Raw genomic sequence first — 12,382 nt, 5'->3', positions numbered from 1 at the left:
GGCACGGATGACTCTTCTCAGATCCTTCGGCATGGGCAGGCGCTCCGACGTTCTGATCTACGACCCGCACAAATTGTCGAGCCCGCAGGTGTTTCTGCTGACCATGGTGATCTTCCTGTTCATCGTGGCCTTCATAGCCGCCATCCTGACCCGCCAGATCTCGACCGCCTTCGTCACCAATCCCGGCCTCAACGGCCTGATCATCGGCGTGCTGGCGGTCGGCATCCTGCTGGCCTTCGTCCAGGTCGGCCGGCTGTTCCGCGAGGTGCGCTGGGTCAACTCGTTCCGCGCCGGTTCCGAAACCACCGAACCGGTGCTGCTGGCGCCGATGAAGGCGATGATCGGCCGCTCCTCGACGATTGCCTTCTCGACCAGTTCGATGCGCACCATGCTGGATTCGATCGCCACCCGGCTCGACGAAAGCCGCGACACGTCGCGCTACCTTGTCGGACTGCTGGTGTTCCTCGGCCTGCTCGGCACCTTCTGGGGCCTGCTCAACACGATCGGCTCGATCCGCGAAACCATCGAGTCGCTCGATCCCGGCACCGGCGATGCCGCGGCCGTGCTCGAATCCCTGAAGCAGGGGCTTTCCGCTCCGTTGGCCGGCATGGGCACCGCCTTCTCGTCCTCGCTGTTCGGCCTCTCCGGCTCGCTGGTGCTCGGCTTCCTCGACCTGCAGGCCGGCCGCGCCCAGACGCGCTTCTATACCGAACTCGAAAACTGGCTGTCCTCGGTCACCGACCTGTCCTCCGACATCGTCGTTGCCGACACGGCCAAGACCGAACCCTCCGAGGAAATCCGGCTGTTGTCGGAAAAGCTGCGCACTCTGCAGGAGAATGGCGGCGGCTCCAATCCGCGCGTCGCCACCGCCATGGCCAATCTCGCCGACGGCATTTCCGGCCTGGTCAAGAACATGCGCTCGGAACAGCAGATCATGCGCGACTGGGTCGAGGCCCAGTCGGACGAGCAGAAGGCGATGCGCAACACCCTGGAGAAGATCGCCGACGCCTTGAAGAAGCCTGGAGTGCATTGACGTGGCGTTGGCACGAGGCCGGCGCTCCGACCGCCGCATCGATTACTGGCCGGGCTTCGTCGATGCGCTGTCGACGCTGCTGTTGGCGATCATGTTCCTGCTGACTGTTTTCGTGCTGGCGCAGTTCCTGCTCGGCCGCGAGATCTCCGGCAAGGACACGGTGCTCAACCGCCTCAATTCGCAGATCAACGAGTTGACCCAGCTTCTGGCGCTGGAGCGCTCGACGACGCAGGACAAGGAGGACACCCTTGCCAATTTGCAGGCATCGCTGTCCGCATCGGAGGCGGAAAAGAGCCGGCTCGAGCAATTGCTGGCGCAAGGCGCCGGTGCCGGCGATGCCGCCAACCAGCGCGCGACGGCACTTTCCGGCGAGCTCGACAGCCAGCGCCAGATCAGCCAGCAGGCGTTGAGCCAGGTCGAGATCCTCAACCAGCAGATTTCGGCGCTGCGCAGGCAGATCGCAGCGCTCGAACAAGCGCTCGACGTGTCCGAAACGCGCGACCGCGAATCCAACACCAAGATCGCCGATCTCGGCCGCCGCCTCAACGTCGCACTGGCGCAACGCGTGCAGGAGCTGAACCGCTACCGCTCCGATTTCTTCGGCCGCTTACGTGAAATTCTTGCCGACCGCGAGAACATCCGCATCGTCGGCGACCGCTTCGTCTTCCAGTCGGAAGTGCTTTTCCCGACCGGCTCCGAGGTGATCAACGATGCCGGCAAGGTCGAGATGAAGAAGCTTGCCGATGCCATCATCGAATTGCAAAAGGAAATCCCGCCGGAGATCAACTGGGTGCTGCGCGTCGATGGCCACACCGACAACAAGCCGCTCTCCGGCACCGGCCGCTACCGCGACAATTGGGAATTGTCGACGGCGCGCTCGACATCGGTGGTCAAGTTCCTGATCGAGAACGGCGTGCCGGCCAACCGGCTGGTCGCGGCCGGCTTCGGCGAATTCCAGCCGCTCGACCCCGCCGATACCGAAGAGGCGCGCAACAAGAACCGCCGCATCGAGTTGAAGCTGACCGAGCGGTGATCTGCAAGCCTTTGGCTTGTATCATGCGCCAGGTCGGGCCGGCTCAAGTCGGCGGCATTTAGGGCACTGGTGCGGCAGCGGCAAGAGCTGAAAAAATTACCATTTTTTAATTACACTTTGCCGCCGTGGCCTTTAGCCTTGGTCATGGGCCGAGAACCGCCGGCGGTGGAACCGCTCATCGCGACGCGACGGAACCTGACGGCCCACGGCCGGAAGGCAGGACCCTCCCAACCACCGCCTTCCCCAGTAAAGGAGACGCAACCATGCGCTTCTTCGCTCCCAGGAATCTCAGGACTGCTACGCTCGCCACACTTCTCCTCGCCGTTCCGTTTGCTGGCGCTTACGCCGGCCCGCGTGAGACGGCCTTGATCAATCAGATCCAGAGTGTGGAGACGGGTATCCAGGGCGCCATCCGGGCGAACAAGCTCGAGCCGGGCGAGGCACGTGACTTGCGCACGCAGGTCGCTCAACTCGATCGGGCCGCCCAGAGGGCCGCTCGCCGTGGAACGATGCCGAGCACGCAATATCAGCAGTTGATGGCGCAGCTCGACGATGTCAGCCAAAAGCTGCGCGCTGACACCGGCAGTGCCTTCCTCATCGGCAACGGCGCCGATGGCGGATACTATCCCAACGGCTATGGCCCAACTTATCCAGGCGGCTGAAATCGGCCGCAATGCCGGGCGCTGTGGCAATTGATTTGCGCATGATCCTTTTCCAGCTTTCGGTTCAGGGATCATGCGCTAGTCCAACGCCAGCGCAATCAGCGCCAGTACTGCCGGCACTGTCTCGATGAACAGGATTTTGCGCCCGCCGTTGCCGCCGTAAGGCCGGCGACGGCGACGCAGAGCAAGAAGAAGACTACTGAAAACCGGCTTCGCCGAGGTAAAGCCCCCAGATCAGGCCGGCTGCGAGAAACCCGTTGTAAAGCCCTGATTGGCCGCCAGCACTTTCGAGGCACTGGCGAATTCCGGCGTCAGCCTGAATACGATATGGCCGCGCGGCGTGTCCCACAGCACCATCTCCAAATAGACGATGCAGAGGTGGATCACGGTCACCAGCCCGACCAGCACATTGGCGATCATGTTTCGTCTCCCCATCGCGGTCTGCCGCCGCGGATGACATTGATCACGCACGCCACCGCTTCCGCTAGTTGCTTTTCGGCCGTCGCGGCCGGCAGTCAATGCATCGGTCGCGGACGGTCTTCAGGGGTTGCCAACAGTTTTGCATTGGTATCTTTTCCCGCCGTCAAATCAGCGGAACCCACAATGTCCTTTCAAAAACTCGACGACCTCGGCCACAAGCTAGAAGCACTGGAACACGCCCTCGCCATCCTCGGCGCCGACGAGGCGACCCATATGGCGGTCGGCGGCGGCGAGAAGCGCGCAGAGGCAATGTCGGTGCTTGCCGGCATGCACCATGCCCGGGCGACTGCGCCGGAGATTGCCGACTGGATCGCGGCGGCCGAGCAGGAGGCGCTGAACGAAGAGCAGCAGGCCGCGGTCAGGGAATTCCGCCGGCAATATACCAACCTGACCTGCCTGCCGGTCGAGTTCGTCGAGCGCCAGACGACCGCGCGCATGCGCTCCGAGCAGCTGTGGCGCGACCTGCGCGCCAAGAACGACTGGGCCGGCTTCCTGCCGGCGCTGGAAGGCGTCGTGGCGCTGGTCCGCGAGGAGGCGGCCCTTCGCGCCGAGGTGCTCGGGCTCGAGCCTTACGACGCGCTGATGGAGCAATATGATCCGGGCAATCGCGCCGCCGACATCACGCCTGTGTTTGTCGAGTTGAAGACCTTCCTGAAAGGCTTCGTGCCGGAGGCACTGGCCGTGCAGGAAGAGCGGCTGGCGAAACATCCGCTGAAGCCGCTTTCCGGCAGCTACCCCTTGGACAAGCAGCGCGAGCTCGGCCTCGCCATGATGGCGGCAGTCGGCTTCGACCTCACCCACGGCTCGCTGTCGGTTTCGCACCATCCCTTCTGCGGCGGCGTGCCGAGCGACGTGCGCATCACCACCCGCTACAAGACCTCGGATTTCCTGTCGGCGCTGATGGGCGTGCTGCACGAGACCGGCCATGCGCTGTACGAGCAGAATCTGCCGAAGGCGTGGGCGCACTGGCCGCTCGGCAGAGCGCGCGGTATGGCGGTGCATGAAAGCCAGAGCCTGTTCGTCGAAAAGCAGATCGGCCGCAATCCAGAATTCTGGCGCTGGGCGCTGCCGGTGGTCGAAAGACACCTCGGCGAGCGCTGGAGGATCGACGACATCCTGCCGCATGTGCACCGGGTCGAGCGCGGCCTGATCCGCGTCGATGCCGACGAGGTCACCTATCCGCTGCACGTCATCCTGCGTTACGAGCTGGAGCAGGAGCTTGTCTCGGGACGGCTGGAAGCAGCCGACCTGCCCGAAGCCTGGGATGCCAAGATGCGCGATTATCTCGGCCTGTCGACATCAGACAATCCGGCTGATGGTCCGATGCAGGACGTCCACTGGCCGGGTGCCGCCTTCGGCTATTTCCCCTCCTACACGCTGGGCGCCATGATGGCGGCGCAGCAATGGGCGGCGCTGACCAGGGATCATCCTTCAGCCGACGAAGACCTCGCCAAGGGAGATTTCGCCGCGATCAACGACTGGCGCCGCAAAAGGATCTGGTCGCAAGGCTCGCGCTGGTCGACGCCAGAACTGCTCGAACGCGCTACCGGCGAAAAGCTCAATGCCGTGCATTTCACCGATCACCTGAAGAAGCGGTACGGGAACTGAGCCGCTTCGTGTATTCCAGGTTCTTGCCGCGGTGACTGCAGAAATCCGCGAAACTGGCCTTTACTTTGGTGGGAAAGCCTCTGAAAAAGGAGTTCTTCCAAGTTGGGCGAGCGTAGATGTCTGTCTGTTACAGTTTTCATAGGATGAAGTCTTTCTGGCCCCGCTTGGTATTTTTCATCTTATTGATCGGCCTGAGTTCTCCGGCCACGGCCGACGACATGGTTCTCAAGGGGCCGGCAGAAAGCTGGGTAAAGCAGCTTGATATTCCGGCTGCCGATCCCACCCGATCGGATCAAATCAAGAATGGCGTTTCATGGCTGCTCTCGGACGACCAGATCACGCATCGCGCCGGCGGCTATGTCGAGTACTCGCGCACCGTCTATAAAATCGTCGACCGTCCCGGCCTGGATCGTGGCGCGAGTATCGATCTGCAGTTCGATCCGTCCCGGCACAAGGTCACGCTCAACCATCTTCACATCATCCGCGATGGCGCCGTTTTGGACCGGCTGGAAGGTGTCGAATTCGACATCTTCCGCAGGGAAAGAGACGCCGAGAAGGGTGTCTTCGACGGCTGGCTGACAGCACATGTCAACATCGATGATGTGCGCACCGGCGACATCGTCGACTACGGGTCGACCTATGAGATAACGCCGCTGGTCGGCAAGGACCTTTTCTTCAAGAATTTCTCCACCGAATGGGAAGAGCCGGTAGCGCTTATCCGCACAAGCATCATTTGGCCTTCGGACCAGCCGCTCCAGATCAAGACACGGGGAACCCGACTCAAGCCCTCAATCTCCCCGACTGGACCGGACACCACCTATCTATGGGAGATTCCAAACCCGAAACCGGTCAATGTCGAGGACAACCTGCCCGTGACCTATCCAGGCTGGGGCGCCATCGATGTCGCGTCTACCGCGAATTGGCAAAGTGTGGTCGATGCCGTTGCGCCCTATTACAAGCCAGCGACCGTTTTTCCCCCGGCTTTTGCCGCAAAGCTCGACGACATCGCTCTGCGGCATCCGGTGCCCGAAGACCGGATGGTCGAGGCAATGCGGTTGGTGCAGGACCAGATCCGCTATGTAAGCCTGTCGATGGGTGCCGGTTCCTACGTTCCGCGTGATCCCGCGACGGTCATCCTGAGCGGGTTCGGTGACTGCAAGGACAAGGCCCTGCTGCTGGTTTCGTCGCTTGTGCGGCTTGGCATTGCTGCCGACGTCGCCTTGGCCGATCTCGACGAGGGACGGGCCCTGGACCAGCATCTGCCGGCGCTCCGCGATTTCGACCATGCCATCGTCAAGGCAAGGATCGGAGCAAAGACATATTGGCTGGACGCCACGAACTATCTTCAGGGCGGCAGGGCGCACAATCTCGCACAGCCCGACTACGGCTTCGCGCTGCCGCTTTCCAGCACCGGCGGGTTGGAGAAGATGCCGAGCCCTGTGCCTGCCAGCCCAGCGATCCAGATCGCCGAGGAATTCGACTTTCCGCGGAAACCGGGCGATCCCCTCGTGCTGACGGTCTTCTCGACATACGAGGACGCCGATGCCGATTGGATGCGCGGCAATTTCGCCAGCCGGTCGCTGAGCGAGGTGTCGGACGCCTACCTGAAATACTACAACAAGCAATATCCGGGCATCCAAACCATCGCCAAGCCGGAAATCGTGGATCGCCGCGACGGCAACATAGTGAGCGTGAAGGAAAGTTATCGCTTGCCGGCGGAGGCGCTGACGGCCAACGATCTGGCAAAGAATTTCCCGATCCGCGCGGCCGATCTCGGCAACAACTCTCTTCCAACCCCGACAATTGTCGACCGAACCGGGCCCGTCTCCCTCGGCCCCCAGTTCTACCGCCGCCACAAGGTGACCGTGCGCAACCTCAAGGCGAGGTTTTCCGGCGAGTCGATGAAAAACGTCGTGACGCCCTATCTGTCTCTCAAGGCATCCTGGTCCAACACGCCCACCGAATTTCAAGTTGAATGGAACTTTCAGACGCTGGCGACTGAAGTACCGGCCAAGGCGATTGCCGATTATCTGAAAACCGTCGATGACCTCGCAGACCAGGTTCGCTGGCAGTACGATTTTACCTATGAAGAGCCGCCTGCCGATGTGCAGCTCAGCGATCCGGCAAAGGAGCAGCGACAGACCGTCGCCAGCATGCTTTTGTTGTCGTTGCTTGTCGGCGTTCCCCTGTTCATCGCCTATCGACGCGGCAAACGCCGAGCTTTCGGTAACTGAAGAATCTCGGCCGCCGCGGGGCACCATGATCCCGAAAAGTGGATGCCGGTTTTCGGAAAAGATCATGGTCAAACAAGAAGATGGAGCCTTATCCCGATTTCATCGGGATGGAGCGATGCTACTCGGCCGCGCCCCTGAAAGCACTCGCCCCGGTGTCGAACTGCAGCTTGGCCAGCCGCGCATAGATGCCGCCCTTGGCGACCAGGCTCTGATGCGTGCCTTCCTCGACGATGCGGCCGCCATCCATGACCAGGATGCGATCGGCCTTCAGCACGGTTGCCAGCCGATGGGCGATGACGATCGTGGTGCGGCCCTTCATCAGCCGGTCCAGCGCCGTCTGCACCAGCGTCTCGCTTTCGGCATCTAGCGCCGAGGTCGCCTCGTCGAGCAGCAGGATGGGCGCATCGCGCAAAATGGCGCGGGCGATCGCCACGCGCTGGCGCTGGCCGCCCGACAGCGTCACGCCGCGCTCGCCGACCTGGCTGTCATAGCCCTTTTCGAGTTTCAGGATGAACTCGTCGGCAAGCGCGTCCTTCGCCGCCGCCTCGATCTCGGCCTGGCTGGCGCCAGGCCGGCCAAAGCCGATATTGTCGCGCGCGCTTGCGGCAAAGATGGTGACGTCCTGCGGCACGATGGCGATGCGCGCGCGGATCGCCGCCGGATCGGCCTCGCGCAGATCGACCCCGTCGATGATGATCCCGCCGGACTCCGGATCGTAGAAGCGCAGAAGCAGCGAAAACACGGTGCTCTTGCCGGCGCCCGAGGGTCCGACGATCGCGACCGTCTCGCCGGGTTTGACCTGAAAGCTCAGGCCATGGACGGCGGCGCGGTCGGGCCGGGCCGGATAGGAGAAGGAGACATCGTCGAAGCTGATCGCGCCTCTCGCCTTTGCCGGCAGCGGCTTCGGATCGGCGGGCGCCTGGATCGCGGGTTTCTCGGCCAGGATCTCGGTCAGCCGTTCGGCAGCGCCCGCTGCCTGGGAAAGTTCGCCCCAGACCTCCGACAGGGCGCCGAGCGCGCCGGCGGCGAACACCGAATAGAGCAGGAATTGACCGAGCGTGCCCGGCGACAGCGTGCCGTCGAGCACGTCGCGCGAACCGAACCACAGCACCGCCACGACTGACGAAAAGATCATGAAGATGGCGAAGAAGGTGAGAAAGGAGCGGGCAAAGATCGAGGCCCGCGCCGCTTCGAACGCTGCTTCCACGGCGGACGAAAAATATCTGGTTACAAGCTTCTCGTTGGTGAAGGCCTGCAGGGTGCGCACCGCGCCGATCTGCTCGCTGGCATAGGCGGTGGCATTGGCAAGCGTATCCTGCGCCAGTCGTGACTTGCGCCGCACCGAGCGGCCGAAGGCGACCAGCGGCAGCACGATTAGCGGAATGGCCGCGATGACCAGGCCGGACAGTTTTGGGCTGGTGAAGACCATCATCGCCACGGCGCCAAGGCCGAGGATGACGTTGCGCAAAGCCACCGAGGCGGTAGCACCGACGGCCGATTTGACCTGTGTCGTGTCGGCGGCGAGCCGCGAGACGATCTCGCCCGACTGGGCTGTATCGAAGAACGAGGGCGACAGCGTGGTGACGTGGGCAAAGACATCGCGGCGGATATCGGCAACGACGCGCTCGCCGAGCGTGATGACGAAATAGTAGCGGCTGGCCGATGCCGCCGCCAGCACGGCGGCCATCACCACCAGCATGGCGAAATATTCGGCAATGAAGCTGGAATCGGAAGCGGAAAAGCCGTGATCTATCATCCGCCGCACGGCCAGCGGCAGCGCCAGCGTCGTCGCCGCCGCGACGGCCAGTGAGACGATCGCGCCGATGACCATTTTGCGGTAATGGGTGATGTAGGGAAACAGGCGCTGCAGCGGCTTCAGCGAGCGCCTGCGCTCGTCTGCATCGCCGCTGATGTTCGCCATGACCGTTTCCTTTGGCCCTTTGAGGTTTGCGCCATCAATATGCGCTTGCCACGGCCTTGTGATTCAATTCCGGCTGATGTATAGGCTCGCCGACCGTTTTAGAAGCCGTGGCTCCTCAATAGCTGCGGCTTCGAGTTTTAAAAAGGGGCGCATCGACGCAGGCTTCAGCCCGTCGGCAGCACCCGGCAAGCCAGGAACAGACCCATGAAGACCGATATCCATCCCGACTACCACACCATCAAGGTCGTCATGACCGACGGCACCGAATACATGACCCGTTCGACCTGGGGCAAGGAAGGCGATACGATGAACCTCGATATCGACCCCACCACCCATCCGGCCTGGACCGGCGGCCAGCAGACCCTGCTCGACCGCGGTGGCCGCCTGTCGAAGTTCAAGAAGCGTTTCGAAGGCTTCGGCCTCTAAGCCGCATTGGCATTTCGCAGATCGAGAAACCCGCCTTCGTGGCGGGTTTTTTGTTGGGAAAATACGGCCCTACTCGCCGAGCAACTCGCGCAGGGCCATCCGCTTGTAGGCCGCGACCAGCCTGTCGCCTTCTTGCCGCCCGACCGAGATCGCCAGCCGCATTGCGGCCTCGCCCATCTGCCAGATGAGAAACGCCGTCGTTTCGAGCGCTTCCGGATCGGCGGATGGCCGCAGCCGTTTCAGCACGGCTGTAAGGAATTCGGCGTTGGCCCGGCTGTCGGCAAGCTCGAGTTCGCGCAGCGCCTTGTCGGCCTGCGTGCCCGACCAGATGTCGCGCATCACCGGCTCCGCCAGGAACATTCCGTAGTAGATATCCACCAGTTCCGAAAATGCCCGGCGCAGGCCTTCGGCGTCATTGACCTCGGCTAGCGCTGCCGCAATGCAGGCCTGGCTTTCGGCGGTGTAGCGTTCGGCCAGCGCCCAGATGATCGCCCTCTTGTCGGGGAAGAACTGGTAGAGCGAGCCAATCGACACGCCGGCCCTCTCGGCCACCTCGCCCATGCGCATGGCGTCGCTGCCTTGCTCGGCGATCAACGCCGAGGCGGCGGCCAGCATGCGCTCGACCCGCTCGCGGCTGCGCTGCTGGCTCGGCGCCCGGCGCGGCGATGCGATCTGGCCGTTCTGTGAATCCGATACGGCAGAGCCTCCCATCACTGTCTCCAGACGAACAATCAACAAATTGCCTTGACTCGCAAAATACGAGGGTTTATCACGTTTTGCAAACATGAGGATTATTCACATTTGGTGGGCGTGCCAATCAAATTGCTCGAACCCCGAAACCGGAGGAACTGACATGATCATGAAACTGCTTCCCACCCTCACCTTCGTCGCTGCCATTGGCTCAGGCGTTGCCGGCGGCGTTTTCTTCGCCTTCTCCAACTTTATCATGCCGGCGCTCGCCCGCTTGCCTGCCGGAGGCGGCATCGCCGCCATGAATTCGATCAACATCACCGTGATTACGCCGGCATTCATGACCGCGCTTTTCGGCACCGGGCTGGTCTGTCTTGTCCTTGCCGCCGGCGCTCTTATCGGCTGGAGCCAACCGGGTTCGTTCTGGCTCCTCGCCGGCGCCCTGATCTACCTCGTCGGCAACCCAATCGTGACGATGATGTTCAACGTGCCGCTTAACAACGCCCTGGCCGCGGTCGATCCGGCAAGCGCCAACGGCGCCGCGGTATGGGCCACCTATCTCAGGGACTGGGTGATGTGGAACCATGTCCGCACCATCACCGCCATCGTGGCGCTGGGCTGCTTCATCTTCGCATGGCGGTGAATGCAGGACGGAAGTCCTAAAAGGCCGTCAGGCAGGGTCTTTTGACTTATGGCCCTTGCGGTCGGCATGGCCCAGATCGCGATCCGGATCGATGACGTCGCGAACCAGTTGCTTGAGCTTTGCGGCGTCGGGAAAACCGCCGTCACGCTTGCGGTCCCAGACCAGCGTATCATTGCAGGAAATGGTGAAGATGCCGCCGGTGCCGGGCACCAGCGTCACTTCGCCCAGATCGGTGCCGAAGGTCGACAGCAGCTCCTGCGCCATCCAGCCGGCCCTGAGCAGCCACAGGCACTGCGTGCAATAGGTGATGCGGACTGTGGGCAGCGCGTGTTGGATCATGCCGCGCTGAGCTTTGCCAAGGTCTCCTCGTCGACCTCGAAATTGGCGTAGACGCTCTGCACGTCGTCGTCGTCCTCGAGCGTCGCAACCAGCTTCATCAGCGATTGTGCCCGCTCCTCGTCGACCGCGATATTGGTCTGCGGCTTCCAGATCGGCTTCACCGATTCAGCCTCTCCGAGCGCGCCCTCCAGCGCCTTCGACACTTCGCCGAGATTCTCGAAAGCGCAGTAGATCGTGTGGCCGTCCTCGTCCGACTGGACGTCGTCGGCGCCGGCCTCGATCGCCGCGTCCATCACCTTCTCGGCGCTGCCGGCCGATGCCGGATAGTAGATCTCGCCGACGCGGTCCCACATGAACGATACCGAGCCGGTCTCGCCCATCGCCCCGCCCGCCTTGGTGAAGGCAGCGCGCACATTCGACGCCGAGCGGTTGCGGTTGTCGGTCAGCGCCTCGACGATCAGCGCGACGCCGCCTGGCCCGTAACCCTCGTAGCGCACGGCTTCGTAGGTCTCGGCATCGCCCATCGACGCCTTGTTGATGGCGCGCTGGATATTGTCCTTCGGCATCGACACCGCCTTAGCGTTCTGCACCGCAAGGCGCAGGCGCGGGTTCATCGATGGATCGGGCGTGCCGCTCTTGGCGGCGACGGTGATTTCGCGCGCCAGCTTGGAAAACATTTTCGACCGCACCGCATCCTGGCGGCCCTTGCGGTGCATGATGTTCTTGAACTGTGAATGGCCAGCCATGGCACCCCTGTCATCTTCTCGGCTAGAGCATCTGCCGCCTGGTGAACCACCCGGCATCTTGCAAAATGCTCGAATTCAAAATTTCAGAACGTCCTGCTGCGTCCCTGACGGACGGACGGCGCTCGCTGTCGGAATGGCCGGCTTATAGATAAATCGGCTCAATTCGTCCAGCCGCGCCATTGCTGCCGGCACGCAAGGGTTTCAAGATCCGAAAATCGGCAGGCTTCGGCAAACCTTTCATCCCTCAAGATCGGATTTCAGCCGGTCGAGGATGCTGATCGCGTGCGTGGCATATTGACTGATCCAGCGGTCGTGGATGTGCTTGATCGGCAGCGCGTTGAGATGGTTCCAGCGTTCGCGCCCCTCGCGCCGCGCCACGACCAGGTCGGCCTCCTCCAGCACCTTCAGGTGCAGCATGACCGTGCAGCGGTCCATGTCGGGGAAGGCATCGCACAACATGCCGGTGGTCTGCGGCGCATCCTTCAGCCGGTCGAGCAACGCACGCCGGCGCGGATGCGCCAGCGCCTTGAAAACATTGTCGTCCCGCGATTGGCTTGACATGTTATA

The 12,382-nt window shown here is 62.6% G+C and carries 13 protein-coding genes; 7 read left to right on the top strand and 6 right to left on the bottom strand.

All coding sequences use genetic code 11. The annotated features are described in order from the left end of the window. Positions 1–7: 7 nt before the first annotated feature. The 3 genes from NKH28_RS13370 to NKH28_RS13360 all read left to right on the top strand — a co-directional run bounded on the left by NKH28_RS13370 (position 8) and on the right by NKH28_RS13360 (position 2,728). Complete coding sequence (locus NKH28_RS13370; protein ID WP_352471212.1) at positions 8–1,033, top strand: MotA/TolQ/ExbB proton channel family protein; 1,026 nt, start codon at positions 8–10, stop codon at positions 1,031–1,033. A gap of 1 nt (position 1,034) precedes the next feature. Next, the gene (locus tag NKH28_RS13365; RefSeq protein ID WP_023678020.1) at positions 1,035–2,066 is read left to right on the top strand and encodes a peptidoglycan -binding protein; all 1,032 of its coding nucleotides are present in this window, start codon (positions 1,035–1,037) and stop codon (positions 2,064–2,066) included. A gap of 263 nt (positions 2,067–2,329) precedes the next feature. Further along, the gene (locus tag NKH28_RS13360; RefSeq protein WP_352613362.1) at positions 2,330–2,728 is read left to right on the top strand and encodes a hypothetical protein; all 399 of its coding nucleotides are present in this window, start codon (positions 2,330–2,332) and stop codon (positions 2,726–2,728) included. Between the two features lie 234 nt (positions 2,729–2,962). Here NKH28_RS13360 and NKH28_RS13355 read toward each other — a convergent pair whose 3' ends face one another. Continuing rightward, complete coding sequence (locus NKH28_RS13355) at positions 2,963–3,148, bottom strand: DUF1304 domain-containing protein (protein ID WP_352613360.1); 186 nt, start codon at positions 3,146–3,148, stop codon at positions 2,963–2,965. A gap of 183 nt (positions 3,149–3,331) precedes the next feature. Here NKH28_RS13355 and NKH28_RS13350 point away from each other — a divergent pair, with 183 nt between their 5' ends. Together NKH28_RS13350 and NKH28_RS13345 are read left to right on the top strand one after the other, a co-directional pair. Next, positions 3,332–4,816: a carboxypeptidase M32 gene (locus NKH28_RS13350; protein WP_352613358.1), complete on the top strand. Its 1,485-nt coding sequence runs from the start codon at positions 3,332–3,334 to the stop codon at positions 4,814–4,816. A 218-nt stretch (positions 4,817–5,034) separates the two neighbouring features. Then, positions 5,035–7,050, top strand: a complete 2,016-nt coding sequence (locus NKH28_RS13345) for a DUF3857 domain-containing protein (RefSeq protein WP_352979145.1) — start codon at positions 5,035–5,037, stop codon at positions 7,048–7,050. A 118-nt stretch (positions 7,051–7,168) separates the two neighbouring features. On the opposite strand, the gene NKH28_RS13340 is transcribed toward NKH28_RS13345, so the two are convergent. Beyond that, positions 7,169–8,971 (bottom strand): ABC transporter transmembrane domain-containing protein, encoded by a 1,803-nt coding sequence (locus NKH28_RS13340; RefSeq protein ID WP_352814883.1) that lies wholly within the window; start codon positions 8,969–8,971, stop codon positions 7,169–7,171. A gap of 204 nt (positions 8,972–9,175) precedes the next feature. Between NKH28_RS13340 and rpmE the strand changes: the two genes are divergently transcribed. Further along, positions 9,176–9,397 (top strand): 50S ribosomal protein L31, encoded by a 222-nt coding sequence (gene rpmE / locus NKH28_RS13335; RefSeq protein ID WP_006327661.1) that lies wholly within the window; start codon positions 9,176–9,178, stop codon positions 9,395–9,397. Positions 9,398–9,466: 69 nt separating this feature from the next. Here the strand turns inward: rpmE and NKH28_RS13330 are convergent, their stop codons facing one another. After that, positions 9,467–10,108, bottom strand: coding sequence for a TetR/AcrR family transcriptional regulator (locus tag NKH28_RS13330; RefSeq protein WP_352540318.1), 642 nt, complete (start codon positions 10,106–10,108; stop codon positions 9,467–9,469). A 142-nt stretch (positions 10,109–10,250) separates the two neighbouring features. Here NKH28_RS13330 and NKH28_RS13325 point away from each other — a divergent pair, with 142 nt between their 5' ends. Beyond that, positions 10,251–10,730 carry an anthrone oxygenase family protein gene (locus NKH28_RS13325; RefSeq protein WP_352613351.1) on the top strand — a complete coding sequence of 160 codons (480 nt, stop codon included), beginning with the start codon at positions 10,251–10,253 and terminating at the stop codon, positions 10,728–10,730. 27 nt (positions 10,731–10,757) lie between these two features. Here the strand turns inward: NKH28_RS13325 and NKH28_RS13320 are convergent, their stop codons facing one another. From NKH28_RS13320 to NKH28_RS13310, 3 genes are all read right to left on the bottom strand, one after another. Next, a complete protein-coding gene (locus tag NKH28_RS13320; protein ID WP_352683337.1) occupies positions 10,758–11,069 on the bottom strand; it encodes an Rdx family protein in 312 nt (103 codons plus the stop codon). Next, positions 11,066–11,815, bottom strand: a complete 750-nt coding sequence (locus tag NKH28_RS13315) for a YebC/PmpR family DNA-binding transcriptional regulator (protein WP_352540320.1) — start codon at positions 11,813–11,815, stop codon at positions 11,066–11,068. The genes NKH28_RS13320 and NKH28_RS13315 overlap by 4 nt, the downstream gene beginning before the upstream one ends. Before the next feature lie 237 nt (positions 11,816–12,052). Beyond that, positions 12,053–12,376: an ArsR/SmtB family transcription factor gene (locus NKH28_RS13310; RefSeq protein ID WP_023678030.1), complete on the bottom strand. Its 324-nt coding sequence runs from the start codon at positions 12,374–12,376 to the stop codon at positions 12,053–12,055. Positions 12,377–12,382 lie beyond the last annotated feature (6 nt).

Origin of the sequence: Mesorhizobium sp. M1227 (genome assembly GCF_040318315.1) — a bacterium.
GTDB lineage: Bacteria > Pseudomonadota > Alphaproteobacteria > Rhizobiales > Rhizobiaceae > Mesorhizobium.
Note: the sequence above shows the minus strand (reverse complement) of the source record. Positions and strands in the feature narration are given on the sequence as shown.

Excerpts from the sequence above, each read along its gene's own strand:
- NKH28_RS13370 (WP_352471212.1), top strand. The coding sequence starts at position 8 with ATGACTCTTCTCAGATCCTTCGGCATGGGCAGGCGCTCCGACGTTCTG.
- NKH28_RS13360 (WP_352613362.1), top strand. The coding sequence starts at position 2,330 with ATGCGCTTCTTCGCTCCCAGGAATCTCAGGACTGCTACGCTCGCCACA.
- NKH28_RS13355 (WP_352613360.1), bottom strand. The coding sequence starts at position 3,148 with ATGATCGCCAATGTGCTGGTCGGGCTGGTGACCGTGATCCACCTCTGC.
- NKH28_RS13350 (WP_352613358.1), top strand. The coding sequence starts at position 3,332 with ATGTCCTTTCAAAAACTCGACGACCTCGGCCACAAGCTAGAAGCACTG.
- NKH28_RS13345 (WP_352979145.1), top strand. The coding sequence starts at position 5,035 with ATGGTTCTCAAGGGGCCGGCAGAAAGCTGGGTAAAGCAGCTTGATATT.
- NKH28_RS13340 (WP_352814883.1), bottom strand. The coding sequence starts at position 8,971 with ATGGCGAACATCAGCGGCGATGCAGACGAGCGCAGGCGCTCGCTGAAG.
- rpmE (WP_006327661.1), top strand. The coding sequence starts at position 9,176 with ATGAAGACCGATATCCATCCCGACTACCACACCATCAAGGTCGTCATG.
- NKH28_RS13330 (WP_352540318.1), bottom strand. The coding sequence starts at position 10,108 with ATGGGAGGCTCTGCCGTATCGGATTCACAGAACGGCCAGATCGCATCG.
- NKH28_RS13325 (WP_352613351.1), top strand. The coding sequence starts at position 10,251 with ATGATCATGAAACTGCTTCCCACCCTCACCTTCGTCGCTGCCATTGGC.
- NKH28_RS13320 (WP_352683337.1), bottom strand. The coding sequence starts at position 11,069 with ATGATCCAACACGCGCTGCCCACAGTCCGCATCACCTATTGCACGCAG.
- NKH28_RS13315 (WP_352540320.1), bottom strand. The coding sequence starts at position 11,815 with ATGGCTGGCCATTCACAGTTCAAGAACATCATGCACCGCAAGGGCCGC.
- NKH28_RS13310 (WP_023678030.1), bottom strand. The coding sequence starts at position 12,376 with ATGTCAAGCCAATCGCGGGACGACAATGTTTTCAAGGCGCTGGCGCAT.